Genomic DNA, 26,914 nt, shown 5'->3' on the forward strand with positions numbered 1-26,914 from the left:
TCGTAACAGGCGAAGCTCGGATGTGTCGCTCAATATACGTTTATGTACTTTTTCGTACGAAAGGGGTTCCTGTGACGCAGAGCCCCGCCACCCCGCTCCCCCCGACCAAGGAACGCCGACGCCTGCGTGAGGCCGCGTCGTTGACGCAGGCTCAGGTCGCGGCGCGGCTCGGCGTCGCCCGCGAGACCGTGCGCGGATGGGAGGCCGGCCGGACCAGTCCGCGCGGCCGAAAGGGGGAGGCGTACGCGAAACTGCTGACCACGCTCGCGGGCCCGGACCACCAGAAGCCGCCGGAGCCGAACCGGAAGCCGGATGTGGCGGAGCATCAGCCTGAGAACTCGGCACCCGCGGAGGAGCCCGAAGCCGTCGCGATCGCCGTCGCCGTCGCCGTCGCCGAGGACCCCGTACCGGCCGTACAACCCGTAGAACGCGTAGAACCCGTAGAAACCGCAGGCTCTCGCTCCGTGGATCCCGCTCCGGTGGTGGTGCGCACCGTACGCGCGCCGGAGAGAGTGGCCGGGCCCGAGCCCGAACCGGTGACGAGTCCGGCGGACCTGACGCCCGATCAGGCCTTCGACGCGCTGTACGCCTTCTGCGCGCCCGCCCTCGTACGGCAGACCTATCTGCTCACCGGGCGACGCGAGCTGGCCCGCGAGTCGGTCGAGCGGTCCTTCCAACTCGCCTGGCAGCGCTGGCCCGAGGTGGCCGTGGACCGCGACCCGGCGGGCTGGGTGCGGGCGGCGGCGTACGAGTACGCGCTCTCCCCCTGGCACCGGTTCCGCCCGCGCCACCGCCAGCCCGAACCCCCGCCCGTCGACGCCTCCGACCGCGCCCTGCTCGACGTACTCCTGCACCTCCCGCCGCCGTACCGCCGCGCCCTGCTCCTCTACGACGGTGTCGGCCTCGGCCTGCCGGAGACGGCCGCGGAGACGGAGGCGAGCACCCCGGCGACGGCGAACCGGCTGCTGAACGCGCGCGCGGCGGTCGCCACCCGCCTGCCCGAGCTGGCCGATCCCGCCGCCCTCCACCGGCGGCTGACCGGACTGGCCTCCGCGGGCCGGCTGCGGGCCGCGAAGCCACCGGCGGTGCGGTACTGCGGCGAACGCCGGGCACGGTTCTGGACCCGGGCCGCCATCGCCTTCACCATCGCCCTGATCGGCACCACCGCGCTGACCGTACGCACCGCGCCGACGCACTACGAGCCACCGGTCGCGCCGGGGGCGGAGGTGCACGGGGTGCCGCCGCATGTCGCGCCGGGCCCGTTGTCGGAGGCGGAGCGGGAACTGCGGTCGAAGCTGCGGGAGGAGACGGTCAGAGGTCCGGAGAGGCTGGTACCACGGCCGGGTTAGCCGTGCGCCCGGACCGTCGGTCGCGGGCACGGATCACCGGTCGCGGGCGCGGATCGCTCGTCGCCGGCGCGGATCGCCCGTCGCGGGTGTGGATCACTCGTCGCAGGCGCGGATCACTGATCGTTTGCGCGGGCGGACACGCGGGTGGGTGAGAAACGCGATGGGCCCGCCCCAGTTTCCGGGGGCGGGCCCATCCGCGTGTCGGCTGAGAGGTCAGCCGGCCAGGATCTCGCGGGCGAGCTTCGCCGTCTCGGTCGGCGTCTTGCCGACCTTGACGCCGGCGGCCTCGAGGGCCTCCTTCTTCGCGGCGGCCGTACCGGAGGAGCCGGAGACGATGGCGCCGGCGTGGCCCATGGTCTTGCCCTCGGGCGCGGTGAAGCCGGCGACGTAGCCGACGACCGGCTTCGTCACGTTCTTCGCGATGAAGTCCGCCGCGCGCTCCTCGGCGTCGCCGCCGATCTCACCGATCATGACGATCAGGTCGGTGTCGGGGTCGGCCTCGAACGCGGCGAGCGCGTCGATGTGCGTCGTACCGATGATCGGGTCGCCACCGATGCCGACGGCGGAGGAGAAGCCGATGTCACGCAGCTCGTACATCATCTGGTACGTCAGCGTGCCCGACTTCGAGACCAGGCCGATGCGGCCCGGCTTGGTGATGTCGCCCGGGATGATGCCGGCGTTCGACTGGCCCGGCGTGATGAGACCGGGGCAGTTCGGGCCGATGATCCGGGTCTTGTTGCCCTTGGACCCGGCGTACGCGTAGAACGCGGCCGAGTCGTGGACCGCGATGCCCTCGGTGATGACGACCGCGAGGGGAATCTCCGCGTCGATCGCCTCGACGACGGCGGCCTTGGCGAAGGCCGGCGGCACGAAGAGGACGGACACGTTCGCGCCCGTCTTCTCGATCGCCTCGGCGACCGTACCGAAGACCGGGATCTCGGTGCCGTCGATGTCGACCGACGTGCCCGCCTTGCGCGGGTTCACGCCACCGACGATGTTCGTGCCGTCCGCCAGCATGAGCTTGGTGTGCTTCATGCCCGTGGCACCGGTCATGCCCTGGACGATGACCTTGCTGTCCTTGTTGAGGAAGATAGCCATGGCTGTGTCTGTCCCTCTTCCTTACTTCGCAGCCGCGAGCTCGGCGGCCTTGTCGGCCGCGCCGTCCATGGTGTCCACACGCTGCACCAGCGGGTGGTTGGCGTCGGAGAGGATCTTGCGACCCAGCTCGGCGTTGTTGCCGTCGAGGCGCACGACGAGGGGCTTGGTGACTTCCTCGCCCTTGTCCTTGAGCAGCTGGAGCGCCTGGACGATGCCGTTGGCGACCTCGTCGCAGGCGGTGATGCCACCGAAGACGTTGACGAACACGGACTTGACGTCCGGGTCGCCGAGGATGATCTCCAGGCCGTTCGCCATGACCGCGGCGGAGGCGCCGCCGCCGATGTCGAGGAAGTTGGCGGGCTTCACGCCACCGTGGTTCTCACCGGCGTACGCGACGACGTCGAGGGTGCTCATGACGAGACCCGCGCCGTTGCCGATGATGCCGACCTCACCGTCGAGCTTGACGTAGTTGAGGTTCTTCTCCTTGGCGGCGGCCTCGAGCGGGTTGGCCGCGGCGTGGTCGACGAGCTCCGCGTGGTCGGGGTGGCGGAAGTCCGCGTTCTCGTCCAGGGAGACCTTGCCGTCGAGGGCGATGACGTCGCCGGAGGCGACCTTCGCCAGCGGGTTGACCTCGACGAGGAGAGCGTCCTCCTCGATGAAGGTCTTCCACAACGTGACCAGCACGTTGACGATCTTGTCGGCGACCTCGGCCGGGAACTTCGCGGCCTCGACGATCTCGCGGGCCTTCTCGGGGGTCACACCCTCGTTGGCGTCGATCGGCGTCTTGGCGACGGCCTCCGGACGGGTGGCCGCCACCTCCTCGATCTCCATGCCGCCCTCGACGGAGGCGATGGAGAGGAAGGTGCGGTTGGTGCGGTCCAGGAGGAAGGAGACGTAGTACTCCTCCACGATCTCCGGGGCCGTCTCGGCGATCATCACCTTGTGGACCGTGTGGCCCTTGATGTCCATGCCGAGGATGTCCGTCGCACGGGCGACGGCCTCGTCCGGGGTGGCGGCGAGCTTCACGCCACCGGCCTTGCCACGGCCGCCGACCTTCACCTGAGCCTTGACTACGGACTTGCCACCGAGACGCTCAGTGGCTGCGCGGGCCGCCTCAGGCGTGTCGATGACTTCACCGGCCAGCACCGGTACATCGTGCTTGGCGAAGAGGTCCCTCGCCTGGTACTCGAACAGGTCCACGCGCTTCCGTCCCTATCAGTGATCTCGCGGTTCGTTGTCTGCGTGGGCGTGCCGCGAGGGCAACGTGACGTCCGCCGTCTGTCAGTCACAAGGGAGGCGCACACGGTGTCCGAGCGCGCGGCATGTCCGTCTCGCAGGCTATCGCCGCTTGCCGTAGGTCTCTAAATCGCAGGTCACACCTGAGCGGTGATACCTGTCACATGATGCCGGGATCCATGGCACGGCGTGCCGGAAGCAGGCGAACAGACGGGCGAACGGGGCGGGACCTCACCGGGTTGGGGTTGGCCCGGTGAGGCCCCTCGAACAGCCCCTGAGGGCTCAGGGCGGGTGAACCCCACCCCAATGGGGATCACCCTGCCCTTCCGTGAGAAGCCGACCGGACGAACCGCTGGCTTTCGGCCATCCGGGTCAGGTGCCTCACGGAGTCTGGATGGCGGCGCCGACGGAATGGATACGGCTTCCGAGGCGCGCGCCCGCACTCGTCCGGAGCTCGCCCGGAACTCGTCGGGAGCTCGCCCAGAACCAGTCGGGAGCTCGTCCGGAGCTCAGAGAAGCGTCCGGCTCACCGGTGGGCGCCGGGCGCGCGCGGGCCTGGAGGTCGAACGCGGTCCCCAGAGGAAGCCGAGTGCGAACAATCCGCCCGCCAGCAGTGCCACGTGCGGCGCACGCCGCCCGGCCGCCGTGCGCATCATGCGCAGAGCGGCACCGGGCAGGGCGGTCGGCCAGACCAAGAGGGGAGATTCCTCGTGTGCGGCGGAACGGAGAAGGCGGAGAGAACAGAGGGAGCGAAGGGAACAGAGGGAGCGGAGGGAGCGGTGCGGCTACGCACCGCTGACGCGCGCCGATCCTCGCACGGGACTCCGGAGGTTGCGCAAGCCCTTAGTTACCGATGGTCAGGCATGTCCGGTTCGTCGGCCTGAGTCCCCATCAGTCAGTGACCCGGCACCCGCGAACACCGCTGCTCCCCCGTCGTCACACGGTGTCCGGTACCGGAAGCGGCCGCTTCTCGATCGCCGCCGCCATCACCTCCGGAAACAGGTCCGGCGTGCAGGCGAAGGCCGGCGCGCCCAGGGCGGCGAGCGCGGCCGCGTGCTCCCGGTCGTATGCGGGCGCCCCCTCGTCCGACAGCGCGAGCAGCGCCACGAACTGCACCCCCGACGCCTTCATCGCCGCGACCCGCTTGAGCATCTCGGCCCGTATGCCCCCTTCGTAGAGGTCGCTGATCAGCACGACCACGGTCTCCGCGGGCCGGGTGATCTGCGACTGGCAGTACGCGAGCGCCCGGTTGATGTCCGTACCCCCGCCCAACTGCGTGCCGAAGAGGACGTCGACCGGATCGTCGAGCTGGTCGGTGAGATCCACCACCGCCGTGTCGAAGACGACGAGCCGTGTGTCGATCGACCGCATGGAGGCCAGCACGGCCCCGAACACGGACGCGTAGACGACGGACGCCGCCATCGACCCCGACTGGTCGATGCAGAGGACGACCTCCTTCTTCACCGACTGGGAGGCCCGGCCGTAGCCGATGAGCCGCTCCGGCACGATCGTCCGGTACTCCGGCAGGTAGTGCTTGAGGTTGGCCCCGATCGTGCGGTTCCAGTCGATGTCGTGGTGGCGTGGCCGGTTGACGCGGGCGCTGCGGTCGAGGGCGCCGGTGAGCGTGGCCCGGGTACGGGTGGCGAGCCGCTTCTCCAGGTCCTCGACGACCTTGCGCACGACGGCCCGTGCCGTCTCCTTCGTGGTCTCGGGCATCGCCTTGTTGAGTGAGAGCAGCGTGCCGACGAGGTGCACGTCGGCCTCCACCGCCTCCAGCATCTCCGGTTCGAGCAGCAGGGTGGACAGTCCGAGGCGGTCGATGGCGTCACGCTGCATGACCTGGACGACGGAGGAGGGGAAGTACGTACGGATGTCCCCGAGCCAGCGCGCCACGGACGGCGCCGAGGCGCCCAGCCCCGCAGAACGGTCCCGCCCGGTCCGTGGCTTGTCCCCCTTCCCGTAGAGCGCGGCGAGCGCCCCGTCCATCGCGGCGTCCTGCCCCGACAGCGCACAGCCGGTGCCGTCGGCCGCGTCGCCCCCGAGCACGAGCCGCCAGCGGCGCAGCCGCTCGCGCACCGGGTCCACCGGCTCGGTCGTCGTCATCTGCCCACCCCTACGAGGTTGTCGTGGTCGAAGACCTCGTCTTCGACGCCGTCTCTGTCCAGGCCCAGCAGCAGCCGCAGCACCGGCAGCACGGCCTCGGCGCGTCCGGGGTCGAGGTCGGCCGCGAAGCCGGGTATGCCGGAGCGTGCGGGCGCCACGCCGCCCCGCTCGCCGGGCGCCCGGCGGACCAGCTCGCCCAACGTCCGGCGCACTCCGGGTTCGTACGCCGAGAACGTGCGCCGCAGCAGGGGCAGCACATCCGTGAAGGCCTCCGCCGGTACGCCGGTGAGCCAGTCGTCGACCAGACCCAGCAGCCGCTCGTCGTGCACGAGCAGCATCCCGCCCCCCGAGCCGCCCCCGACGAAGCCCTCGATCCACGCGGCCGCGTCCTGCGGCGGTGTCCCCGGCGACAGCACGAGCCCCATGAGCCGCGCCGCGTCGTCCTGCGCCAACTCCCCGTCGTCGAGCAGCAGTCGTACGGCACGGCCGCGGATGACCCCGGGCACGGTGTCCCGTCCGGTCAGGACCCGCAGCACCGCGTGCCAGCGTCCGCGCAGGTCGCGCCGGCCGGGTGCGGGGCGCTCGCCCGACCGGTCCGTGGGCCGGCGCTCTCGCGTGGGAGCGTCGTCCAGCAGTCCCACCGCTCCCTGCACCGCGTCCACATGGCGCCGCATCTCCTCGGCCGCGTCGCTGTCGAGGGCGGCGCAGGCCGGGGGCAGGCCGACGAAGACCCGCTCGGCGAGGCCCGCGGCGACCTCCGCGAGTGCCTGGGTGTCCGTGCCGCGCACGTCGCCGTAGCGCAGCGAGCGGACCAGCGCGGGCAGGGCCTGGGCGAGGTGGCCGACATCCGTGTCGAGGGCCGCCCGGTCGGCGAGGACCCGCATCACCACCGGCAGTGCGTCCGGCAGTTCGGCCAGCAGACAGCGTTCGGCGAGCGCGGTGACCTCGGCGAGACCCTGCGCGGTCACGGCGTCGGCCTCCGCCTTGGCGGTCGCCGCGGTGAGCACGGTCGTCCCCCACACTCCGGCCTCGGCGACCCGCACGGACAGCTCCGGCTCCCAGCGCAGCCGCCATGTCTCGCGGAACGTGCCCGTGCTGCCGCGCGAGGCGGCCGGTTCGCCCCACGCGACGCCCAGCAGCCGCAGCCGGTGCAGCATCCTGCTGCGCTCGGCGTCGTTCTCCTTGCGCAGGTCGAGCTCCAACTCGCGCTCCAGCGCCTCGGGTTTGAGGCGCAGCCTGCGCTGGAGCCGGTCGAGGTCGCGCTGCAACGGCACCGCGGGCGCCGTGCGCGGGACCTCTCCCAGCACGTCTCCCACGACCAGCCGGTCGTGCACCAGGGCCAGCGGCACGTCCGAGCCCTCGCACATCACCGCCCGCACGGCGTCGGTGGTCTCGCTCAGGCCCGGCAGCGGGCGGCCGCGCATCGCCGCGAGCGTCTGGGCCAGCCGCACCGCCTCGATGACGTGCGCGGAGGAGACGAGCCGGTCCTCGGCCCGCAGCAGTCCCGCCACCTTCGTCAGCCACCGCTCGACGGGCCGGTCCGGCGCGGCGAACAGATGCCCGTACCAGCCGGGCGAGTCGATGCCCGCGCCGTAACCGCTGACCCGGGAGAGCCGGCGGTGCGTCCACGGCACCCATGTCATGTCCGCTTTGACCTTGGGCAGTCCCTTCAGCAGCGCCCGGTCGGCGGCGACGGCGGTCTTCCGCCGCAGCGCGGGCACGTGCCAGGCACCGCAGACCACGGCCACGCCGTCGTCCCCGAACTCGCGCTGTGCGGTCCGCAGCTGGAGCCGCATGTACGCCTCCCGCACGAGGTCCCGGTCGTGTCCGCCGCTGCCGTACCTCTCCCGCAGCGCCCCCATGGCGTCCTCGAGCACCTCGAACGGTGCGAACGGGTCCCCCCCGGGCCCCGATGCTCGACGACGTCCTCCCACCAGCGCTCGGGATCGTCGTATCCGGCGGCTTCGGCCAGCACGGCAAGCGGATCGACCCGGACATCGACAGGGGGCGCGGCCCCTTCGTCGCCGGCCTCGCCCGCAGTGCCGTCGCCCTGATTCCCCGCGGGCTGCGCGGCCTCCTCTCCGGAAGGCCGTGCGGGTGCCACGGGTTGCACAGGCCCCGCGGGCTCGTCCTCCGTCTCCCGTCCCCAGGCCAGCGTGTGGGTGGCCGGGAGGTCGATGAAGCGTGCCGGGACACCGTGCTCCAGCGCCCAGCGGATCGCGACCCACTCCGGGGAGAACTCGGCCAGCGGCCAGAAGGCCGAGCGGTCGGGCTCGTCCACGGCGTGGGCCAGGAGGGCGACCGGCGGCCGCATGTCCTCGTCGGCGGCCAGCGGAATGAGGGCGTCGGCCTCGGGCGGGCCCTCGATCAGCACGACTGCCGGCCGGGCCGCCGCCAGCGCCGCCCGCACGGCCCGCGCCGAACCGGGGCCGTGGTGCCGCACACCGAGCAGCAGCGGCAGCCCCGCCCCGCCGGCCCGGCGGCCGCCGGACTCGTCAGCGCCCGTCACACCGCCGCCCTCCTCTCCGGGACCAGCTCGAGTCGTCCCCGACTGCCTTCCGGACCGCTCCGTGTCCACCGGCCGCACGCCCGTATGCCGACGCCCCACCGCGGCGCGTCCCCCCTCGGTTGTCGTTCACGCGCTCACCTCCCGGCAGGCCCGGTAGAAGTCCTTCCAGCCGTCGCGCTCGCGGACGACCGCCTCCAGGTACTCCTGCCAGATGACGCGGTCGGCTGCCGGATCGCGCACCACGGCACCGAGGATGCCCGCGGCGACGTCACCGGCCCGCAGCACGCCGTCCCCGAAGTGGGCGGCCAGGGCCAGACCATTGGTGACGACGGAGATCGCCTCGGCGGTGGACAGGGTGCCGCTGGGCGACTTCACCTTCGTCCGCCCGTCGGAGGTGACGCCGTCGCGCAGCTCTCGGAAGACGGTCACCACACGGCGGATCTCGTCCATGCCGTCGGGTGCGGCCGGCAGGTCGAGCGAGGTGCCGAGCTGGTCGACGCGCCGGGAGACGATGTCGACCTCTGCCTCGACGCTCTCCGGCAGCGGTAGCACCACCGTGTTGAAGCGGCGGCGCAGGGCGCTGGAGAGGTCGTTGACGCCGCGGTCGCGGTCGTTGGCCGTCGCGATCAGGTTGAAGCCGCGGACCGCCTGCACCTCCTGTCCCAGTTCCGGTATCGGCAGGGTCTTCTCCGACAGGATCGTGATGAGCGTGTCCTGCACGTCGGCCGGGATGCGGGTCAGCTCCTCGACACGGGCCGTCATCCCCTCCGCCATGGCCCGCATGACCGGGCTGGGCACGAGGGCGTCACGGCTCGGCCCGTGCGCGAGCAGTTGCGCGTAGTTCCACCCGTACCGGATGGCCTCCTCTGGGGTGCCCGCCGTGCCCTGCACGAGCAGCGTCGAGTCGCCGCTGACCGCCGCGGCCAGGTGCTCGGACACCCAGGTCTTCGCCGTGCCGGGCACGCCGAGCAGGAGCAGGGCGCGGTCGGTGGCGAGGGTGGTGACGGCGACCTCGACGAGGCGGCGCGGTCCCACGTACTTCGGTGTGATCACCGTGCCGTCGGGCAGCGTGCCGCCGAGCAGATAGGTGGCGACGGCCCAGGGCGACAGTTTCCAGCGGACCGGACGCGGACGGTCGTCCTGCGCGGCCAGCGCGGCCAGTTCACCGGCGAAGGCGTCCTCGGCGTGCGGCCGCAACGCCTCGGCCGGCTTCTTCTCGCGCACTTCGACGGACTGCGGTTCCACGGACACAGACATGGCTGAGGCCCCCTCCAGCTCGGCCGGTTCGAATCTGGTGTCCACCGTGCACCACGCCACTGACAATGCGATCCGACCTGCGAGAACGCACTCGGCAGGCCGCCGCCGGGGCGGCCGGCAGGACCGACTGTCAGTGCCGGGACCTACCTTCGACAGCATGACTCAGCAGGGGGTGCGCTGGACTGCGGATCAGGTGCTGGCACTGGCGCCTGACGCCGCCTCACGCAAAGCGGGAAGCAAACTCGGCGCGGCCGGACCGTGGTCCGAGGCGGGCAGTGATGACGGGGGGACGGTGTGGGGACTGTGCAAGGGCAGTGGCAGCAAGCCGTATCAGACGGTCATCGACATCGCGGACGCGGCCGGTCCCGCCTACAAGTGCAGTTGTCCGAGCCGCAAGTTCCCGTGCAAGCACGCGCTCGGGCTGCTGCTGCTCTGGGCGGGCGGGGACGGCGCCGTGCCGTCGGCCCAGCCACCGGACTGGGCGGAGGAGTGGCTCGGGGGGAGACGCAGGCGGGCGGAGGAGAAACGAGCGGCGGAGGTGTCCGGTTCCCCCTCCGCATCAGGTGATGCGGAGGGAGCGCGGCGTAGAGCGCAGCGCCGGGCCGAGCGGATCACCGCGGGGGCGGCGGAGCTGGAGCAGCGTCTGGCGGATCTGCTGCGCGGCGGCCTGGCGGGCGCCGAGCAGGCGGGATACGGACTGTGGGAGGAGACCGCGGCCCGCATGGTCGACGCCCAGGCCCCCGGACTGGCCGCACGCGTGCGGGAGTTGGGTGCCATTCCGTCGTCCGGGTCCGGCTGGCCGGTGCGTCTGCTGGAGGAGTGCGCGCTGCTGCACCTGCTCGACCAGGGCTGGCTGCGCCGCGAGCGGCTCCCGGACGGCCTGGCGGCGACGGTCCGTTCCCGCGTCGGCCTGCCCGGTTCGGCGGACGGTCCACCGGTACGGGACCGCTGGCTGGTCCTCTCCCAGTACGACACCGCTGACGCGCGCCTGACGACCCGCCGGATCTGGCTGTACGGCGCCGAGTCGGACCGTACGGCACTGCTCCTCTCCTATGGGGCGGCCGGCCGCGCGCCGGAACTCGCGCTGCCGGTCGGGCTGGCCCTGGAGGCTCAGGTGTCGGCGTATCCGGGGGCCGGGCAGCCGCGGGCGGCCCTGGGCGAGCAGTTCGCGCCGCCCGCACCGGCGGCGATACGGCCGCCGGGCGTGACGGTCGCCGAAGCGGCGGCGCGCTACGGCGAGGCGCTGCGCGACGACCCGTGGCTGGACTCGGTGCCGGTGACGCTGGAGGGGGTCGTACCGACTCCGGACGGCGGCTCCTGGCAGCTCGCGGACGCCGACGGGGAGGCGGCACTTCCGCTCACTTCCGTGGCCTGTTCTCGTCCCGGTCTGTGGCGTCTGGTCTCGCTTTCGGGCGGCGCCCCCGTCACGGTGTTCGGCGAGTGCGGCCACCGGGGCTTCACCCCGTTGACGGCCTGGCCGACGGGTGCGGGCGGACCGGTGCCGCTGTGCTGAGCCGCCCGGCTCATCGCCACCATGCCGCGCCCCACACCGATCATCCGCACCGCGGGCGCCGACACCGGCCGCCGTGCACGCCTTCGGGAAGCCGGGTGCCGCCGCCCCGTACATCCGGAACAGCGCGTGCACCCCGCACACCGGTCCGCATGCTCCCCGCCCCGACGGCCCCGACGGCCCCGGCTCCACCGGGTTTCGTACGTCGATCCGCCAGACCTCTCCTGTGCCGTGCATGTCCTCCGCCCCACGGGACACCCGGCGCCGGTGAGCTTTCCACCACTGCGTCGCACTTGATGGAAGGAATCTCATGAACAGCACCCCCGCGCCGGGTTCCGTGGGTTCACCCGCTCCGGGCGCCTGGGAGGAGCTCGTCACCGCCGCCCTGCTCGGGACGGAGCGGCGCACGCCGCCCGGCTGCGAGCCGGGCCGGGAGGCGCCGGTCGCACTGCTCGACGCGGCCGCCGTGGAGACCGTACGGCGACGGGCCGGGCTGCGGGCGGCGCGGGCGGCGGAACGTCCACAGCCGGCGCCGGAGGATCCGAGGCCACCGCTGCCCGGCGCGGCGGCCCGCCGGCTCACGATGCTGCTGGCGGACCGTCCGGGCGCCGGCGGGGGTGGTGGCGGGCGCAGAGGCACGGCACCCGACCTGATGGAGCTGCTTCCGCAGTGGCTCGCGGCCGCGAACGCCCGGGGTTTCGCGGCGCCGCCGGAAACCGTGCCCGCACTGCTGGACGCTGCCCGGGGTCGTACGGATCTGCGCCCGGCGGCGCTGTCCTTCGCCGGGCCGCGCGCCGTGTGGCTGGCCCGGCTGAGCCCGGACTGGCGGTTCGCACTGCGGGCCGCACCCGGCGGAGGCACGGCGCTGCCGCCCGCCGACGACCCGGACCAGGTGCGCGAGCTGTGGCAGGAGGGGCTGTTCGCCGAGCGGGTCGCCCTCCTCGGCGCGCTACGGGCCCGCGAGCCCGTCGCCGCGCGCGAACTTCTCGCGACGACCTGGGCGACGGAGCGGGCCGAGGACCGGCTGATGTTCCTCGACTCGCTGCGCACCGGCCTGGGCCCGGAGGACGAGCCGTTCCTGGAGCAGGCACTCGCCGACCGGAGCCGCAACGTACGGGCCACGGCGGCGGAGCTGCTCTCGGCGCTGCCGCAGTCCGCGCTCGCCGGGCGGATGGCGGTGCGGGCCGGGGCCTGCGTCGCCCTTGACCGCACGCGGGACACGCCGACCCTCGCCGTCGAGGCACCGCACGAGTGCGACGCGGGCATGGAGCGTGACGGAGTCGTGGCCAAGGCGCCCACAGGACGGGGCGAACGGTCCTGGTGGCTCGGCCAGTTGGTGGAGGCGGCGCCGCTGGGAACATGGCCCGCCCGGCTCGGCGGTCGTACGCCGCAGGAGATAGTGGCGCTGCCGGTGACCGACGACTGGCAGGGCGAACTGCACGCGGCCTGGTGCCGGGCGGCCGTGCGACAGCGGGACGCCGAATGGTCGCGAGCGCTCCTCGGGGCGCCCTCGGCACCGGAGGCCGGCGGCCCTGGAGCGGTGTCCCTGGCGGAGCGCGCCAAGCTGCTCGGCCGGCTGGTCGCCGCCGAACGGGCCGAGTGGGTGGCCGGGTTCATCGCCACCCATGGCCTTTCCGAGGCGTTTCAGCTGCTCGGGGTGTGCGCTGTGCCGTGGGCCGAGCCGCTCGGGCGGGCGGTCGTGGACGCGCTCGAAATCGCGCGGGACGCAGGGAGCTATCCATGGAGTTTCAGTGGAGTGATGGGGCTCGCCGAGCGCTGCCTCGACCCGTCCGAGGCAAGGCGTCTGGACGGGCTGTTGGCGGTGCCCGACGAGCGGGAGGACGCGTCACCAGGGGCCGGGGAGTACTGGGCGGAGGCGTTCCAGCGCCTGGTCACGACCCTGCGTCTGCGCGGGACGATGGCCGAGGAACTGGCGTCGCCGACCGTCATGGCCCCACCACAGGCTCTCTGAGCGTCGTCGCCCGAAGCCACTGCGACCGGCCCCACCCGCACGCTGAGGAACCTCGCCCGCAAGCAGCGAACCTGCGGGTGACGCCACGCGAGCGGGATCTGCCGGACGTGCCGCGTGCGCGGGATCTACCGAGCATGCGGGGCCTGCCGGAGACGCCGCGTGCGCGGGATCTGCCTGACGCGCACAACCTGCCGGAGACGCCGCGCGAGCGGCATCCGCTCACCGCGCCGGACCTGTCGGAGACGCCGCGCGTACGGGACCTGCCGGTCAGCCCCGACGCGCGGGACCTGGCGAAAGTGCCAGCTGGGCAGAATCTGCCAGAGGGGCCGAATCTGCCAGACGTGCGAGGTCTGCCAGCCATGCTCGACCCGGCGCTCGTGCCCGACCCGCCACTCGTGCCGAACGTGCCGCTCGTGCCGGGTATGCCGACCCCACCACTCAAGCCGACCCCGCCGCGCGGCAGACCCCGCCGCGCAAGCAAAGCCCGCCGCGATGGCCGTCCCCTCCGCAGCTGCCGACCCCGCCGATCGCCCAGTGCACAGCCGACCGTCGGCCTCGAAAGACGCGTGGGGCCGACCCGGGGTCGTCGGAGGGGCTACGCCCCCGCGGGCTGGCGTACGTTCGCCCGTACCCAGTCCACGATCGACGCGGTCGTCGCTCCGGGCGTGAAGATCGCCGCGACGCCCTTCTCCTTGAGCGGAGCGATGTCCCCCTCGGGGATGATTCCGCCGCCGAAGACCTTGATGTCCTCCGCGTCCCGCTCCCGGAGCAGGTCGATGACCGCCGCGAAGAGCGTGTTGTGCGCGCCGGAGAGGATCGAGAGGCCGATCGCGTCGGCGTCCTCCTGGATCGCGGTGTGGACGATCTGCTCGGGGGTCTGGTGCAGCCCCGTGTAGATGACCTCCATACCGGCGTCGCGCAGCGCCCGCGCGATCACCTTGGCCCCGCGATCGTGGCCGTCGAGCCCCGGCTTGGCCACCACCACGCGGATCGGACCGGCTGCCACACCCATCACTGCCTCCATGAAGCGACTGCATTCATCCCTACCGACAGGTACCGAGGTACCCACACCGGCCGGGGAAGTGAACGAACGTTATCGCCAGCATCCCGCAACCGGCAGTTTCGCGGTGCGGACCGAGGGGGAAATCACACGATGGGACACATCAGCAGCGCACCGTTCCGAGTCTCTGCGACACGCGCGGCGCGGGCCCCTGTGACGGCACACGGTTCACAGGCTCTCGCGGCACACATGCCACAGCGGGAACACGCGCAACGGGAGCCGCAACGAGGTCGCCGCATCGCCGCGCCGCAGACCGCGCGTCGTGACAGTGCGGTGCTTCGGCGACTGCACGAAAGGCACGCAGGGCAGGTACGGCACGACAGCGGGGAGCCTCGTCGCCACACCGGCAGGGAGTCTCGGCACGTCATCGGCGCATCACCAGCACCACAAGCACCACGGAACCCACAAGAACGGGGAGCATCAAAGGCACCACGCGCCGCAGACCGCACTCACCTCACACGCGCCCCTCGGGCATCCTCGCCGTCGATCACCCGCGTCGCGGCCTCCCACGAGGGCACACGGGGGACAGAGCCGTCCCCCTGTGTGCCGACAGGAGGCCGGCCATGAAGGTCACCGGGGCGGTTCAGCCCTTTCTTCCGCTCTGCCAGCGACTTCTGCCCAGCAGGCTGGCGGGTCTGTCCGTAGCCCTCCTGAAGGCGACCGCTCTGGAGATCGCGATCCTCGCGGGACACCTCCTGCTGTATCCGTCCGGCATCGCCCAGGAGCGCCGGGCCCCGATCTCCCCTCTGCCCGCCCCGGAGGGCACGGCGCAGCTCCCGACGGAGGCGAAGCCTCCGGTCGTCCTGCTGCACGGCTTCATCGACAACCGCTCGGTCTTCGTGCTGCTGCGCCGCAGCCTCGCCCAGCACGGCAGGCAGCAGGTCGAGTCGCTGAACTACTCGCCGCTGACCTGCGACATCCGCACCGCCGCGGAGCTACTCGGGCGGCACATAGAGGAGATCTGCGCGCGCACGGGCAGCGGGCAGGTCGACATCGTCGGGCACAGCCTCGGCGGACTGATCGCGCGCTACTACGTGCAGCGCCTCGGCGGGGACCTCCGCGTACGCACGCTGGTGACGCTCGGCACGCCGCACTCCGGCACCCGGGTGGCGCCGCTGGCGAACGCTCACCCGATCGTGCGCCAGATGCGCCCCGGTTCCGAGTTGCTCGAGGAGCTGACCCGCCCCGCGCCCGGCTGCCGTACGCACTTCGTGAGCTTCTGGAGCGACCTCGACCACCTGATGGACCCGCTGGAGACCGCCTGCATCGACCACCCCGACCTGTCGGCACAGAACGTCCGGGTGAGCGGGGTCGGACATCTGGCGCTGCCCGTGCACCCCGCCGTCGCCACCGGGATACGGCAGGTTCTCGACACGGCGCGGACCGAGGCCGAGGCGGAGGCGGACACCCGCGCGGGCGGCCTGACGGTGGCCTGACCCCGCACCGGTCACGGCAGCGGCACCGCGCCCCGATCCTCCCTCAGCAACCGACCGCACCCGCCGCCACAGCGGAACAACAGGGCACCGACAGCTCACCAGCATCGAACGTTCTTCGAACACAGGGCCAAACCCGCGTCCGCAGTCCCCCGAAACACGGCCGAATGCCCGTTTCCTGCTGGCACGAAACCAGTTGAAGATTGTCGCGCCCGCGTACCGGCGGGTACAGTCACCGCACTGCTCTGGCAGCCCCTGTTGTCGAGGCGAAAGAGAAGTTGGTGAACGATCGTCACCCGTCGGGGACCATGACCACCCCGGCTCCGGCTTCCGACGCCGCCTCCGCGCACTATGCGCCCTATGGCGGTCAGGAAGGCCAGTACGGTGACTTCACCGCGTATGACGCCTATGCCGCGGGCGGCGTCGACCACACCGGTTTCCACTCCCACGGACTCGACGCGGGCGGCCACGCCACCACGACGTTCGAGACCGACCCGCTCTTCGGCAACCTCCCGGCGGACGGGCACGGTTCGGGCGCGTACGACACGTCGGCGTGGTCCGACGGCAGTCATCAGAACCTGAACTACGACGCCTACGCGGCTCAGCACCACGCCGCCTACGACACCGGGGCGTACGACCACACCACCTGGACCGCCGGACACCAGCCGCTTCCCGCCATCCCGCCGCAGGCCACGGGCCCCGAGGCCAGCGGCCAGTGGGACGCGAGCGCCTGGCTGCAGCCCGATCAGTCGGGCGCCGAGCCGGCCGACCGGACCCAGCACTGGGAATGGGGCACGCAGGCCTTCGACACCGGGGCCTACGACGCGACCCAGTGGAACTCCGACGGCAGCGCCGCCGACATGGCCGGGACGACGGACGACCACGGTCAGCAGGCCGAGCCCTTCGAGCAGCAGGCCACGGCCACCTTCGAACAGTTCTCGTACGACGAACCCGCCCTGGACGACGGGGAGTTGAGCGCCACGGGCGAGTTGCCCGCCGTGCCTTCACTGCTCGACGACCAGGAGGAGACCGCTCCTGGACCGGCCCCCCGCACGGCATCCCGGTCCCGCCGCCGCCCGCCGCCCAAGCGCTCCGCGTTCCTGACGGTGGCCGTTCCCTCGGCGTGCGTGATGGGGGTCGCGGGAATCGCCGCCGCCTCGGTCGGCACCCTGACCGAGGACAGCAACGACACCTCGACCACCGCGTCCGACGCGACCGCCGTGCAGCCGTCCGCCGTGAACAACAAGCTGGACACCCAGCTGAAGAGCCTCTCCGCGGGCGCCGACGACTTCGCCGACCGGGCCAGCCGTACACAGGAACGTATCGACCTCAAGGCGCAGCAGGAAGCCGAGAAGAAGAAGGCGGCGGCGGAGGCGGCCCGTAAGGAGCGGCTGCGTCCCAAGTACGCGCTCCCGGTGGCGCAGCACGGCCTCAGCGCCTACTTCGGCCAGGCCGGTGTCAACTGGATGTCCGTGCACACCGGCATCGACTTCCCGGTCGCCTACGGCACCACCGTGATGGCCGCGACCGACGGCACCGTCCGCACCCAGTGGAACAGCGCCTACGGCAACATGTTGATCGTGACCGACAAGGACGGTACGGAGACGTGGTACTGCCACCTCTCCACCTACCGGGTCGCCTCCGGTACGACGGTCAAGGCGGGCGACCCGATCGCGTACTCGGGGAACTCCGGCAACTCGACCGGCCCGCACCTGCACTTCGAGGTACGGCCGGCGGGCGGCTCGGCGATCGACCCGCTCCCGTGGCTGCGCAGCCACGGCATCAACCCGTCGTAGACACCGTGCGGTTGAGCCCCCGCTGTCCGGCGGGGGCTCGTTTGCGTGACCGCTACAGCTTCTCCACGGGCGCGTACCGCAGCAACAGCCGCTTCGGCTTGGGCTCGCCGAAGTCGACCGTCGCCTCGGCGTTCGCGCCCATGCCCTTCACCCCGACGACCGTCCCGAGACCGAACTGGTCGTGCGTCACCCGGTCCCCGACCGCCAGTGAGACCACCGGCTTCTCCGAGGTCCGGCGGGTGGCGAAGCCGGACGCACCGGAGGCCGAGGAGCGGGAGCGGGACGACGACAGGGACGCCGCGACCCCGGAGGCCGGACCGGAGGGCATCGGTACCGTGGCTCCGGTCCGCTTCCAGTCGACGTGGTGCGGCGGGATCTCCTCCAGGAAACGCGAGGGCGGGTTGTACGACGGCTGCCCCCACGCGCTGCGCAGCGACGACCGGGTCAGATACAGCCGTTCACGCGCGCGCGTGATGCCGACGTACGCAAGGCGCCGCTCCTCCTCCAGCTCCTTGGCCTGGCCGAGGGCGCGCATGTGCGGGAAGACGCCGTCCTCCATGCCGGTCAGGAAGACGACCGGGAACTCGAGGCCCTTCGCGGTGTGCAGGGTCATCAGGGTGATGACGCCGGAGCCGTCCTCGTCCTCGTCGGGGATCTGGTCGGAGTCGGCGACCAGGGCCACCCGCTCCAGGAACGCGGAGAGCCCGCCCGCGGCCTCACCCTCACCGGCCTCCTGCTCGAACTCCAGGGCCACGGCGGCGAGTTCCTGGAGGTTCTCGATCCGGGTCTCGTCCTGCGGGTCCGTCGAGGCCTGCAACTCGGCGAGGTAGCCGGTGCGTTCGAGGATGGCCTCCAGGACGGTGGCCGGTCCGGCGCCCGACTCGACGATCGTACGGAGGTCCTCCATCAGCGTGTTGAACCGCTTGACGGCGTTGGTGGAGCGCGCGGCCATGCCGTACGCCTCGTCGACCCGCCGCAGGGCCTGCGGGAAGCTGATCTTCTCGCGCTGGGAGAGGGCGTCGATCATCGCCTCGGCGCGGTCGCCGATGCCCCGCTTCGGCACATTGAGGATCCGGCGCAACGGGACCGAGTCCTCCGGGTTGGCCAGCACCCGCAGGTAGGCCAGGACGTCCCGGACCTCCTTGCGCTCGTAGAAGCGGACGCCGCCGACGACCTTGTAGGGCAGGCCGACGCGGATGAAGACCTCTTCGAAGACACGGGACTGGGCGTTGGTGCGGTAGAAGACGGCGACGTCGCCCGCCTTCGCGTCGCCCGCGTCGGTGAGACGGTCTATCTCGTCGGCGACGAACTGCGCCTCGTCGTGCTCGGTGTCGGCGACGTAGCCGGTGATGCCGGCACCCGCGCCCGCGTTGGTCCACAGGTTCTTGGGGCGGCGGGACTCGTTGCGCTCGATGACGGCGTTCGCGGCGGAGAGGATCGTCTGCGTCGAGCGGTAGTTCTGCTCCAGCAGGATCGTCGTCGCGTCCGGGTAGTCCTCCTCGAACTGGAGGATGTTGCGGATGGTCGCGCCACGGAACGCGTAGATCGACTGGTCGGCGTCGCCCACGACGCACAGCTCGGCGGGCGGGAGGTCGTGCTCGGCGGGCGGCACGTCCACCGGGTGCTCGGCGGTGCCGACGAGTTCCCGGACCAGCGCGTACTGCGCGTGGTTGGTGTCCTGGTACTCGTCCACCAGCACGTGGCGGAAGCGGCGGCGGTAGTGCTCGGCGACGTCCGGGAAGGCGCGCAGCAGGTTGACCGTCGTCATGATCAGGTCGTCGAAGTCGAGGGCGTTCGCCTCGCGCAGCCGCGACTGGTACATGGCGTAGGCCTGCGCGAGGGTCTTCTCGAAGCCGTCGGTGGCCTGGGCGGCGAAGTCCTCCTCGTCGACCAGCTCGTTCTTCAGGTTCGAGATCTTGGCGCTGAACGACTTCGGCGGGTAGCGCTTGGGGTCGAGGTCCAGGTCGCGGCAGACCAGGGCCATCAGACGCTTCGAGTCGGCGGCGTCGTAGATCGAGAACGAGGAGGTGAAGCCGAGCTTCTTGCTCTCGCGGCGCAGGATGCGCACGCACGCGCTGTGGAAGGTCATCACCCACATCGCGTTCGCGCGCGGGCCGACGAGCTGCTCGACGCGCTCCTTCATCTCGCCGGCGGCCTTGTTGGTGAAGGTGATCGCGAGGATCTGGCCCGGGTGGACGTTCCGCTCGCCGAGGAGGTGCGCGATGCGGTGGGTGAGCACGCGGGTCTTGCCGGAGCCGGCACCGGCCACGATGAGCAGCGGGGCGCCGGAGTGGACGACGGCCGCTCGCTGGTTCTCGTTGAGCCCCGCCAGGAGCGCGGCCGGGTCCACCGGCGGGCGCGGGGCGCCGTCGCGGTAGTACGCGTCCCGGTCCGGGGGCACGTCGAACTTCCCGCCGAACAGATCGTCCGGAACGGGCTCCGGCACGTGATCGTCCTCGGGCGGCGGCGGGTGTTCTTCCTCGCGGGCCCGTGGGGCCTTGAGGTCCGCCAGGAAGCTGTCATCAAAGAGGCTGCTCATCGCTCTCCGAGTTTAGGGTGCCTCACTGACAACCCACCGCCGCCCCGGGAAACATCCCCGTTTACGGCTGCTCGTCCACGGCGGCCTCGCAGGCCGAGAACCTTCCGAGATTTCGGTCACCTTGCCGGCGAACGACCGGCTGACGTGGAGGTCGCCGTGGCCGTCGAGGCGAGTCCGGTGGTCGAGCCGGCGCCGGACTTCCTGTCCGGAATCCTGCCGGTCCGCACCGGATCGACCACGCCGAGCGACGCCCTGGCTCAGGTCACGAAAACGTATCGGGCATATCGAACATCAACCTTCACAGAGGCCACACCAGTTGGCTACCGTTCCGGACAGACCGTGCGCCCCCACCGGCGAACATCGCCGGGCCGCGCGGCCTCCCCCGCATCCGGTCCGCCCTCGTGGGCGCCCGGAACCGGGGACCCGCCGAACCCGGGAGGGAACCGGCCCGGCTCCCTTCGCGGGAGAGGGCCGCGGGGCAACCCTTCCGCAGCACCCGCCCGGCCCCTCCCCAGTGCCCGAACGGCCTGCGGGTACCCCGCCCGCCGACCCGGCGGGCGGAACACGGAAGGAGTCGCCACCCTTGGCGTCACACCGCAAGTCGCGTCCCGCGGGGACGCGCGCAGCAGGCATACGGACCCCCGTCCTCGCCACGGCGGCGCTCACCTCCGTGGCCCTGCTGTCCCAGACGGCCGACGCCGCTCCACAGGAAGACGGCAGGCCGAGTCTCGAGGAAGTCGAGAAGAAGGTCGACGACCTGTACCGGCAGGCGGAGTCGGCGACCGAGAAGTACAACGCGGCCAAGGAGAAGACCGCGAAGCAGCGGGCGAACGTCGACGCCCTGCTCGACGACGTCGCCCGGCGCACCCAGAAGCTCAACGAGGCCCGCGAGGAGCTGGGCTCCTTCGCCGCGGCCCAGTACCGCACCGGGGCCTCCGCTCCGGACACCGCGACCTTCCTACTCGCGGACTCCCCGCAGGACTACTTCGACCAGAGCCAGCTGATGGGCCGGATGACCAGCCGGCAGAAGAGCGCGGTCGACGACTACGTCACCGAGCAGTCCGCGACGACGAAGAAGCGCCAGGAGGCCGGGCAGAGCCTCGAGACGCTCACCGACACGCAGGGTGATCTCCAGGCGGCCAAGGCCACCGTCCAGAGGAAGCTCTCGGACGCGCGCGAGATGCTGTCGAAGCTGACGTCCGAGGAGAAGGCCCGGCTCGCGGCGGCCGAGGAGAAGCGGCAGCAGGAGGCCGCGCGCAAGGCCGCGGAGCTCGCGCGGCAACAGGAGGAGCAGCGGAAGGCCCAGGAGGAGGCTCGGCAGGAAGACGCCTCCGCGGGGTCGTCCACCACACCCACCTCCCCCTCCCCCTCCGCGCCCGCCGACTCCACGTACGCCGCCAAGGCGGACAAGGCGCTCGCCTTCGCCCGCGCGCAGATCGGCAAGCCCTACGTCTGGGGTGCCACCGGCCCCGACTCCTACGACTGCTCCGGCCTCACCCAGGCAGCCTGGAAGGCCGCCGGCGTCACCCTCCCCCGCACCACCTACGACCAGGTCGACGCCGGCACCACGGTGCCCCTTTCCGACGCCCAGCCCGGTGACCTGGTCTTCTTCTACGACGACGTCAGCCACGTCGGCGTCTACATCGGCAACGGCATGATGATCCACGCCCCCAAGCCGGGCGCGTACGTCCGCGAGGAGTCGATCTACTACGACGGCGAGTCGGCGATCCACAGCGTGGTACGACCGGCCTGAACCGACGGCCCGAGGGCGGCGGGGCGTGGGGTGACACTCCAGCCCCGCGCCCCGAACCTCACGCCCGCACTCCGCCCCCGCACCCCGCTGTTCCGCGCCGATCCGCGCGTCTGCGCGCCTGGAGCGCGCGCCCCACGCTCCACGCGCCTTCCCCTTCCGGCGCCCGCGCGTATTTCGGAGCGCCCGCGTGCGTGCCCCGCTCGCGAGGCGTGCGGCGCTCCTTACCATCGCCCCATGCCCGGCACCGGCACCTCACCCCGCTCCCCCGTCGGCGCCCGGTGGGCCGGGCGTCCGCCGGCGGCCGGCGCCGCCGTGCTGGCGACCGGCATCCTGTCGGTCGGCCTCGACGCGACGGGGTACGACGTCCTGTCCCGTATCGCCCTGGTGGCGGCCGGCGCCGCCTGGCTGGGCCTGGCCGCGGACTTCGTCGTACGACTGCTGTGGGACCGGCCGCGGTGGGTGGCGGAGGCGGGCACACCGGGCGCGCTGGTGGCGGTGGCCGCGACCACCGTGCTCGGGATCCGTTTCTCCGCGCTGGGGTGGCAACCCCTGGCCGAGGCGCTGCTGGCGCTGGCCGCACTGCTCTGGCCGGTGTTGCTCGTCCTCGTCCTGCGGCACTGGCGTCGGCGCATGCCCGGGACGGTGTTCCTCGCCTGCGTGGCCACACAGGGGCTCGTGGTGCTCGGCGCCACGCTCGCCGCGGCCGAGGCGACGGCCTGGCTCGCGCACACCGCGCTCGTCCTGTTCTGGCTCGGGCTGGTGCTCTACGTCCTGGCGCTGACCCGCTTCGACCTCCGGCAGGTCACCGCCGGGGCCGGTGACCACTGGGTGGCCGGCGGCGCGCTGGGCATCTCGGCGCTCGCCGGATCGAGGCTGATCGTCGCCGACAGCGCGGGCCTGTACCTGTGGAGCGGCGACGACGCTCACTTCCTGCGCGCGGTGACCGTCGCGCTGCTGGTGCTCGACCTCGGCTGGTACGCCGTCCTGCTGGTCGCCGAGCTGTGCCGGCCCCGGCCGCGCTACGACGTGCGGCGGTGGGCGACCGTCTTCCCGATGGGCATGACGGCCGCGGCCACGCTGTCCGTCGCCGACGCCGTGGACGTCCCGTGGCTCAGGACGCCGGGTCAGGTACTGCTGTGGATCGCGGTGGCGGCCTGGCTGGCCGTCGCCGCGGGGGCGGTCACACAGGCGCGCGCCCGGTTCGGGGCGGCGGCGCGACGGTGACTCAGGTCCACAGGACCGCGATGAAGATGTTCGCCGCGGTCAGCAGACCCACCAGGGCGAACAGGTTCCTGTCCACCTTCTCGTCGTCCCGCTTCACGTAGACGAGGCCGAGGATCACGATCAGCAGGGCCAGCTTCACACCGATCTTGATGTTGTTGACGGGCTGGTCGTCGGCCTGGTTGAGGCCGACCAGGATCACGCCGGTGACCAGCATCGTCAGGGCGCCGTGCAGCATCGCCGGGACGAAGCGGGCGGTGCCCGTGCCCATCGCCTTCAGCTGGGTGAGGAAGCCGCCGAGGAGCGCGGCGATGCCGACGATGTGCAGGCCGACGAAGAGATGGATGAGTACGTCCATGGGGCCGGAGCCTAATCAGCGGCTCGGACGGCGCCCGCACCGCCCCACCGCTCACCGTCGGATCGTGCATATATGCGGCCCATAGCACTCCGCGGTCGGAGGACGTCCCGGAATCGCCACATCGGTCATCACACCGCGTGAAGTCGATGGCCGCGTCGGCACTGCACGGCCACATACGGTCACGCGGCGGTCGTCACCAGGCACTTCCGCACAAGGCGTTACCAAGCCGACACGGTCAGGTTTAGCGTCCTCCCCCAGGTGACCGGCTCCCCACCGCCGCCCGGGCCAGGGGCGGCAGTCGGCCACCACCGCCGAGAAGATCCGGCGGCGGCCCGCTTCCCCTGTGCGGTCCGCCGCCGGACGCGTGAACCGCCCCACCGGGCGGCCGTACGTCCGCTCCCCCTGGCGCTCGTACGGCCGGTGAGTCCCGGCAGGGCGGCCGGTACGTCCGCCGTCCCGGCGTACGTATGGACCAGGCGGTCGTACGAAAGGACGTGCAGTCCACATGGCAGCGCATCGCAAGCCCCGTCAGCGTTCGGCAGGCGGCAACACCGTCCGTGCGGCGGCGACGATCGCCCTGGCGGGCGCGGCGACCGCGACGGCGTTCGACGGGGTCGGACACGCGGAACCCGACCTCACGCCGTCGCAGGTCAAGGCGAAGGTGGACGGGCTGTACCAGGAGGCGGAGACCGCCACCGAGAAGTACAACGGCGCGAAGGAGAAGGCGGGGGCGGCGGAGGCGCGGCTGAGAACACTGCGGGACGAGGCGGCCCGCAAGGAGGACAAGCTCAACTCCGCCCGCGACGAACTGGGTTCGATGGCGGCGGCGCAGTACCGCGACGGCGGCCTGGATCCCTCGCTGCAACTCGCCCTATCCGACGACCCGGACCGGTACCTCGACGGCGCCGAGTTCGCCGAACGCGCGGGCAGCCGGCAGGCCGCCGCCGTCTCCCGAGTACGCACGCAGCTGCGGGAGATCGAGCAGTTGCGCGGGGCCGCGCACATCGAGCTGGCGACGCTCACGTCGCGGCAGAAGGAACTGGCACGGCACAAGAAGACGATCACCGGGAAGCTCGGCGCGGCACGGCAGTTGCTGTCCCGCCTGTCCACGGAGGAACGCGCGCAGGTCACCGGTGGCTCGGCTGCGGGCCGCGCCTCACGGTTCACGGCGGGGGCGCGGGACAGTCTCGAGGCCCCCGCCTCCGCGACGACCGAGGCGCCCGACTCCCGGGCGGCGGCGGCCGTGGCCTACGCGTACCAGAAGCTCGGCAGCCCCTACGTATGGGGCGCCACGGGCCCCGACGCCTTCGACTGCTCGGGCCTGATGCTGGCCGCGTACCGCTCCGCGGGTCTCTCCCTGCCCCGCACGACCTACGCGCAGATCGACACCGGCCGCCGCGTCTCCCGCTCCGAACTGCTCCCGGGCGACCTGGTGTTCTTCTACTCCGGCATCAGCCACGTCGGCATGTACGTCGGTAACGGACAGATGATCCACGCACCGAACCCGTCGGCTCCGGTACGGCTGGCGCCGATCGACGAGATGCCGTTCGCGGGGGCGGCGCGGGTGGCGTAGGGCGGCGGGCAGCCGGAGCGCGCCTTCGCCGCCCCTCGCTCAGACCAGCCGCCGAGCCGTGGCCCACCGGGTGAGTTCGTGCCGGTTGGACAGCTGGAGTTTCCTGAGGACCGCCGAGACGTGGGACTCGACCGTCTTCACCGAGATGAACAGCTGCTTGGCGATCTCCTTGTAGGCGTAACCGCGCGCGATGAGCCGCAGCACCTCGCGCTCGCGCTGGGTGAGGCGGTCGAGGTCCTCGTCGACCGGCGGGGCGTCGGTGGAGGCGAAGGCGTCGAGGACGAAGCCGGCCAGACGCGGGGAGAACACCGCGTCGCCGTCCTGGACCCGGAAGACGGAGTCCACCAGGTCCGTGCCCGTGATCGTCTTCGTCACGTAGCCGCGGGCGCCGCCGCGGATCACACCGATCACGTCCTCCGCGGCGTCCGAGACGGACAGCGCGAGGAATCGGACCGGCTGCTCGGCGTCGGCCATCAACGGGGCGCAGCGACGCAGCACTTCGACCCCGCCGCCGCCGGGGAGGTGGACGTCGAGGAGAACCACCTCGGGCCGCGTCGCGGTGATCACCGTGACCGCCTGGTCGACGTCGGCGGCCTCACCGACGACCTCCACCCCGGTCTGCTCGGTCTGGCCGATCTCGGCCTGGACTCCCGTACGGAACATGCGGTGGTCGTCGACGAGGACGACGCGCACATGACGCTCGCCCGCGCCGCCCCCCGCGGAGCCGCCGGTCCCGGCCGTCTCCGCCGCTCCGGTCGTGCCGTTCGCCTCGGTCGGGTCGCTCATGACGTCTTCTCCGCCCTCTCCATCTCCAGCTCGACCTCCGTGCCGCCGTCCGGCACCGCGCGCAGCCGCGCCGTGCCGCCGTGGCGCTCCATGCGGCCGATGATCGATTCTCTGACGCCCATGCGGTCGGCGGGTATCGAGTCGAGGTCGAACCCGGGACCGCGGTCGCGGACGGACACGAAGACCGTCCTCCCCTCGACTTCGGCGAAGACCTGTACGGCGCCGCCTTCGCCACCGTACTTGGCGGCGTTCACCATCGCCTCACGTCCGGCCTGCATCTGTGCGCCGATTCTGTCGTCGAGCGGGCAGTCCCCGACGACGACGACCTCTATGGGGACGCCGTGCTTGTCCTCGACCTCCGCGGCGTTGCGCCGCACGGCGTCGGCGACGCTGGTCGGTTCGTCCGCCTCGTCCTTGCCGGTGCCCTCCGGTTTGTAGAGCCAGGTGCGCAGGTCCCGCTCCTGGGCGCGGGCGAGACGGCGGACCTCCGCCGGGCTCTCCGCGTTGCGCTGGATCAGGGTCAGGGTGTGCAGCACCGAGTCGTGGACATGGGCGGCGACCTCCGCGCGCTCCTGGGCGCGGATGCGCATGAGGCGCTCCTCGGAGAGGTCCTGGGTCATGCGCACCAGATAGGGGCCGGCCAGGAGCGTTATGCCGACGAGGACCGCGAGGGCCGCCTGCAGGACCGAGCCGAGGTGGGCGGCGGAACCCTGCAGGACGAAGATGCCGGAGACGCCTGCCGTCACCAGCAGCACACCGCCGCCGGAGCGCAGCAGGGTGAGCGTGCGACGGCGACGGCCGACCTCGACCCAGCGGGCCCGGCGTGCGTTGTCCGCCTGGCGCCAGACCAGGGCGACACCCGCGCCCACGAGGACGGCGGGCAGGAGGTACGCCTTGGCGCCGCTGCCCAGGTTGACGCTGCTGACGAAGACCATGGCCACGACGACCATGAGGAGCAGGGCGACGATCTGGCCCTTGTCCGGCTTGCGGGCCACGAGTCTGCGACGGCCGTCGGGCGAGGTCTCGGCGCTGACCAGGCCCGGGGTCCGCTGGTCGCCGACGCCGCCGACGCCGAGCGGCACGAAGAACCAGAAGGCCGCGTACAGCAGGGCCCCGAGGCCGTCCGCCATGAACAGGCCGACGAAGACGAGCCGCACCCAGATCACGGGCAGCCCGAGATGCCCGGCGAGCCCCCGCGCCACGCCACCCAGCCAGCGTCCGTCACTGCTGCGGTAGAGCTTGCGCGGCGGCCGCGGTTCGACGAGTGGCGCTGCTGCGGCTTCCGGCATGCCAACGATGGTCACACGGCGGGAGGACCGGAGCATCAGGGTCGACCCCCGAGACTGCCCTGATCTTCGAAG

Annotated in this window: 17 protein-coding genes and 1 pseudogene; 8 read left to right on the forward strand and 10 right to left on the reverse strand. The window is 72.1% G+C overall.

The window, feature by feature from the left end:
• Window positions 1-71 precede the first annotated feature (71 nt).
• On the forward strand, window positions 72-1,349 hold the full coding sequence (locus OG985_RS19350) for a helix-turn-helix domain-containing protein (protein ID WP_371669603.1): 1,278 nt from the start codon (window positions 72-74) through the stop codon (window positions 1,347-1,349).
• Window positions 1,350-1,562: 213 nt separating this feature from the next.
• Here OG985_RS19350 and sucD read toward each other — a convergent pair whose 3' ends face one another.
• From sucD to OG985_RS19375, 5 genes and pseudogenes are all read right to left on the reverse strand, one after another.
• Window positions 1,563-2,447, reverse strand: coding sequence for a succinate--CoA ligase subunit alpha (sucD, locus tag OG985_RS19355; RefSeq protein WP_371669604.1), 885 nt, complete (start codon window positions 2,445-2,447; stop codon window positions 1,563-1,565).
• Between the two features lie 21 nt (window positions 2,448-2,468).
• Window positions 2,469-3,647 carry an ADP-forming succinate--CoA ligase subunit beta gene (gene sucC, locus OG985_RS19360; RefSeq protein WP_371669605.1) on the reverse strand — a complete coding sequence of 393 codons (1,179 nt, stop codon included), beginning with the start codon at window positions 3,645-3,647 and terminating at the stop codon, window positions 2,469-2,471.
• A 972-nt stretch (window positions 3,648-4,619) separates the two neighbouring features.
• Window positions 4,620-5,786: a VWA domain-containing protein gene (locus OG985_RS19365; protein ID WP_371669606.1), complete on the reverse strand. Its 1,167-nt coding sequence runs from the start codon at window positions 5,784-5,786 to the stop codon at window positions 4,620-4,622.
• Window positions 5,783-8,295: pseudogene (locus OG985_RS19370) on the reverse strand (DUF5682 family protein). The gene OG985_RS19365 and the pseudogene OG985_RS19370 overlap by 4 nt, the downstream one beginning before the upstream one ends.
• Before the next feature lie 126 nt (window positions 8,296-8,421).
• Complete coding sequence (locus tag OG985_RS19375; protein ID WP_371669607.1) at window positions 8,422-9,552, reverse strand: AAA family ATPase; 1,131 nt, start codon at window positions 9,550-9,552, stop codon at window positions 8,422-8,424.
• Window positions 9,553-9,709: 157 nt separating this feature from the next.
• On the opposite strand from OG985_RS19375, the gene OG985_RS19380 reads away from it, so the two are divergent.
• Together OG985_RS19380 and OG985_RS19385 are read left to right on the forward strand one after the other, a co-directional pair.
• Window positions 9,710-11,065, forward strand: a complete 1,356-nt coding sequence (locus tag OG985_RS19380) for an SWIM zinc finger family protein (protein WP_371669608.1) — start codon at window positions 9,710-9,712, stop codon at window positions 11,063-11,065.
• 307 nt (window positions 11,066-11,372) lie between these two features.
• Complete coding sequence (locus tag OG985_RS19385; protein WP_371669609.1) at window positions 11,373-13,034, forward strand: DUF5691 domain-containing protein; 1,662 nt, start codon at window positions 11,373-11,375, stop codon at window positions 13,032-13,034.
• 595 nt (window positions 13,035-13,629) lie between these two features.
• Here OG985_RS19385 and OG985_RS19390 read toward each other — a convergent pair.
• A complete protein-coding gene (locus OG985_RS19390) occupies window positions 13,630-14,046 on the reverse strand; it encodes a cobalamin B12-binding domain-containing protein (RefSeq protein ID WP_371669610.1) in 417 nt (138 codons plus the stop codon).
• Window positions 14,047-14,657: 611 nt separating this feature from the next.
• Between OG985_RS19390 and OG985_RS19395 the strand changes: the two genes are divergently transcribed.
• Both OG985_RS19395 and OG985_RS19400 read left to right on the forward strand, forming a co-directional pair.
• On the forward strand, window positions 14,658-15,530 hold the full coding sequence (locus tag OG985_RS19395; RefSeq protein ID WP_371669611.1) for a lipase family alpha/beta hydrolase: 873 nt from the start codon (window positions 14,658-14,660) through the stop codon (window positions 15,528-15,530).
• A 278-nt stretch (window positions 15,531-15,808) separates the two neighbouring features.
• Window positions 15,809-17,323: a M23 family metallopeptidase gene (locus tag OG985_RS19400; protein WP_371669612.1), complete on the forward strand. Its 1,515-nt coding sequence runs from the start codon at window positions 15,809-15,811 to the stop codon at window positions 17,321-17,323.
• Between the two features lie 52 nt (window positions 17,324-17,375).
• On the opposite strand, the gene pcrA is transcribed toward OG985_RS19400, so the two are convergent.
• Window positions 17,376-19,862 (reverse strand): DNA helicase PcrA, encoded by a 2,487-nt coding sequence (pcrA, locus tag OG985_RS19405; protein ID WP_371669613.1) that lies wholly within the window; start codon window positions 19,860-19,862, stop codon window positions 17,376-17,378.
• A 583-nt stretch (window positions 19,863-20,445) separates the two neighbouring features.
• Between pcrA and OG985_RS19410 the strand changes: the two genes are divergently transcribed.
• Both OG985_RS19410 and OG985_RS19415 read left to right on the forward strand, forming a co-directional pair.
• Entirely contained in the window at window positions 20,446-21,615 is a 1,170-nt protein-coding gene (locus OG985_RS19410; protein ID WP_371669614.1) for an NlpC/P60 family protein, read from the forward strand.
• 234 nt (window positions 21,616-21,849) lie between these two features.
• Window positions 21,850-22,839 (forward strand): tellurite resistance/C4-dicarboxylate transporter family protein, encoded by a 990-nt coding sequence (locus OG985_RS19415; protein WP_371669615.1) that lies wholly within the window; start codon window positions 21,850-21,852, stop codon window positions 22,837-22,839.
• A gap of 1 nt (window position 22,840) precedes the next feature.
• Here the strand turns inward: OG985_RS19415 and OG985_RS19420 are convergent, their stop codons facing one another.
• Window positions 22,841-23,194 carry a hypothetical protein gene (locus OG985_RS19420; RefSeq protein WP_371669616.1) on the reverse strand — a complete coding sequence of 118 codons (354 nt, stop codon included), beginning with the start codon at window positions 23,192-23,194 and terminating at the stop codon, window positions 22,841-22,843.
• A gap of 505 nt (window positions 23,195-23,699) precedes the next feature.
• Between OG985_RS19420 and OG985_RS19425 the strand changes: the two genes are divergently transcribed.
• Window positions 23,700-24,767 carry an NlpC/P60 family protein gene (locus OG985_RS19425; protein ID WP_371669617.1) on the forward strand — a complete coding sequence of 356 codons (1,068 nt, stop codon included), beginning with the start codon at window positions 23,700-23,702 and terminating at the stop codon, window positions 24,765-24,767.
• A gap of 39 nt (window positions 24,768-24,806) precedes the next feature.
• Here OG985_RS19425 and OG985_RS19430 read toward each other — a convergent pair whose 3' ends face one another.
• Window positions 24,807-25,553, reverse strand: a complete 747-nt coding sequence (locus tag OG985_RS19430) for a LuxR C-terminal-related transcriptional regulator (protein ID WP_371669618.1) — start codon at window positions 25,551-25,553, stop codon at window positions 24,807-24,809.
• Window positions 25,550-26,842 (reverse strand): PspC domain-containing protein, encoded by a 1,293-nt coding sequence (locus OG985_RS19435; protein WP_371669619.1) that lies wholly within the window; start codon window positions 26,840-26,842, stop codon window positions 25,550-25,552. The genes OG985_RS19430 and OG985_RS19435 overlap by 4 nt, the downstream gene beginning before the upstream one ends.
• Window positions 26,843-26,914: the final 72 nt, after the last annotated feature.

It is taken from the genome of Streptomyces sp. NBC_00289 (assembly GCF_041435115.1).
Lineage (GTDB): Bacteria > Actinomycetota > Actinomycetes > Streptomycetales > Streptomycetaceae > Streptomyces.

Bases quoted from the DNA above. Each gene is read 5' to 3' on its own strand.
- sucD (WP_371669604.1), bottom strand. From the start codon at position 2,447: ATGGCTATCTTCCTCAACAAGGACAGCAAGGTCATCGTCCAGGGCATG.
- OG985_RS19365 (WP_371669606.1), bottom strand. From the start codon at position 5,786: ATGACGACGACCGAGCCGGTGGACCCGGTGCGCGAGCGGCTGCGCCGC.
- OG985_RS19375 (WP_371669607.1), bottom strand. From the start codon at position 9,552: ATGTCTGTGTCCGTGGAACCGCAGTCCGTCGAAGTGCGCGAGAAGAAG.
- OG985_RS19380 (WP_371669608.1), top strand. From the start codon at position 9,710: ATGACTCAGCAGGGGGTGCGCTGGACTGCGGATCAGGTGCTGGCACTG.
- OG985_RS19385 (WP_371669609.1), top strand. From the start codon at position 11,373: ATGAACAGCACCCCCGCGCCGGGTTCCGTGGGTTCACCCGCTCCGGGC.
- OG985_RS19390 (WP_371669610.1), bottom strand. From the start codon at position 14,046: ATGGGTGTGGCAGCCGGTCCGATCCGCGTGGTGGTGGCCAAGCCGGGG.
- OG985_RS19395 (WP_371669611.1), top strand. From the start codon at position 14,658: ATGAAGGTCACCGGGGCGGTTCAGCCCTTTCTTCCGCTCTGCCAGCGA.
- pcrA (WP_371669613.1), bottom strand. From the start codon at position 19,862: ATGAGCAGCCTCTTTGATGACAGCTTCCTGGCGGACCTCAAGGCCCCA.
- OG985_RS19415 (WP_371669615.1), top strand. From the start codon at position 21,850: ATGCCCGGCACCGGCACCTCACCCCGCTCCCCCGTCGGCGCCCGGTGG.
- OG985_RS19420 (WP_371669616.1), bottom strand. From the start codon at position 23,194: ATGGACGTACTCATCCATCTCTTCGTCGGCCTGCACATCGTCGGCATC.
- OG985_RS19425 (WP_371669617.1), top strand. From the start codon at position 23,700: ATGGCAGCGCATCGCAAGCCCCGTCAGCGTTCGGCAGGCGGCAACACC.
- OG985_RS19430 (WP_371669618.1), bottom strand. From the start codon at position 25,553: ATGAGCGACCCGACCGAGGCGAACGGCACGACCGGAGCGGCGGAGACG.
- OG985_RS19435 (WP_371669619.1), bottom strand. From the start codon at position 26,842: ATGCCGGAAGCCGCAGCAGCGCCACTCGTCGAACCGCGGCCGCCGCGC.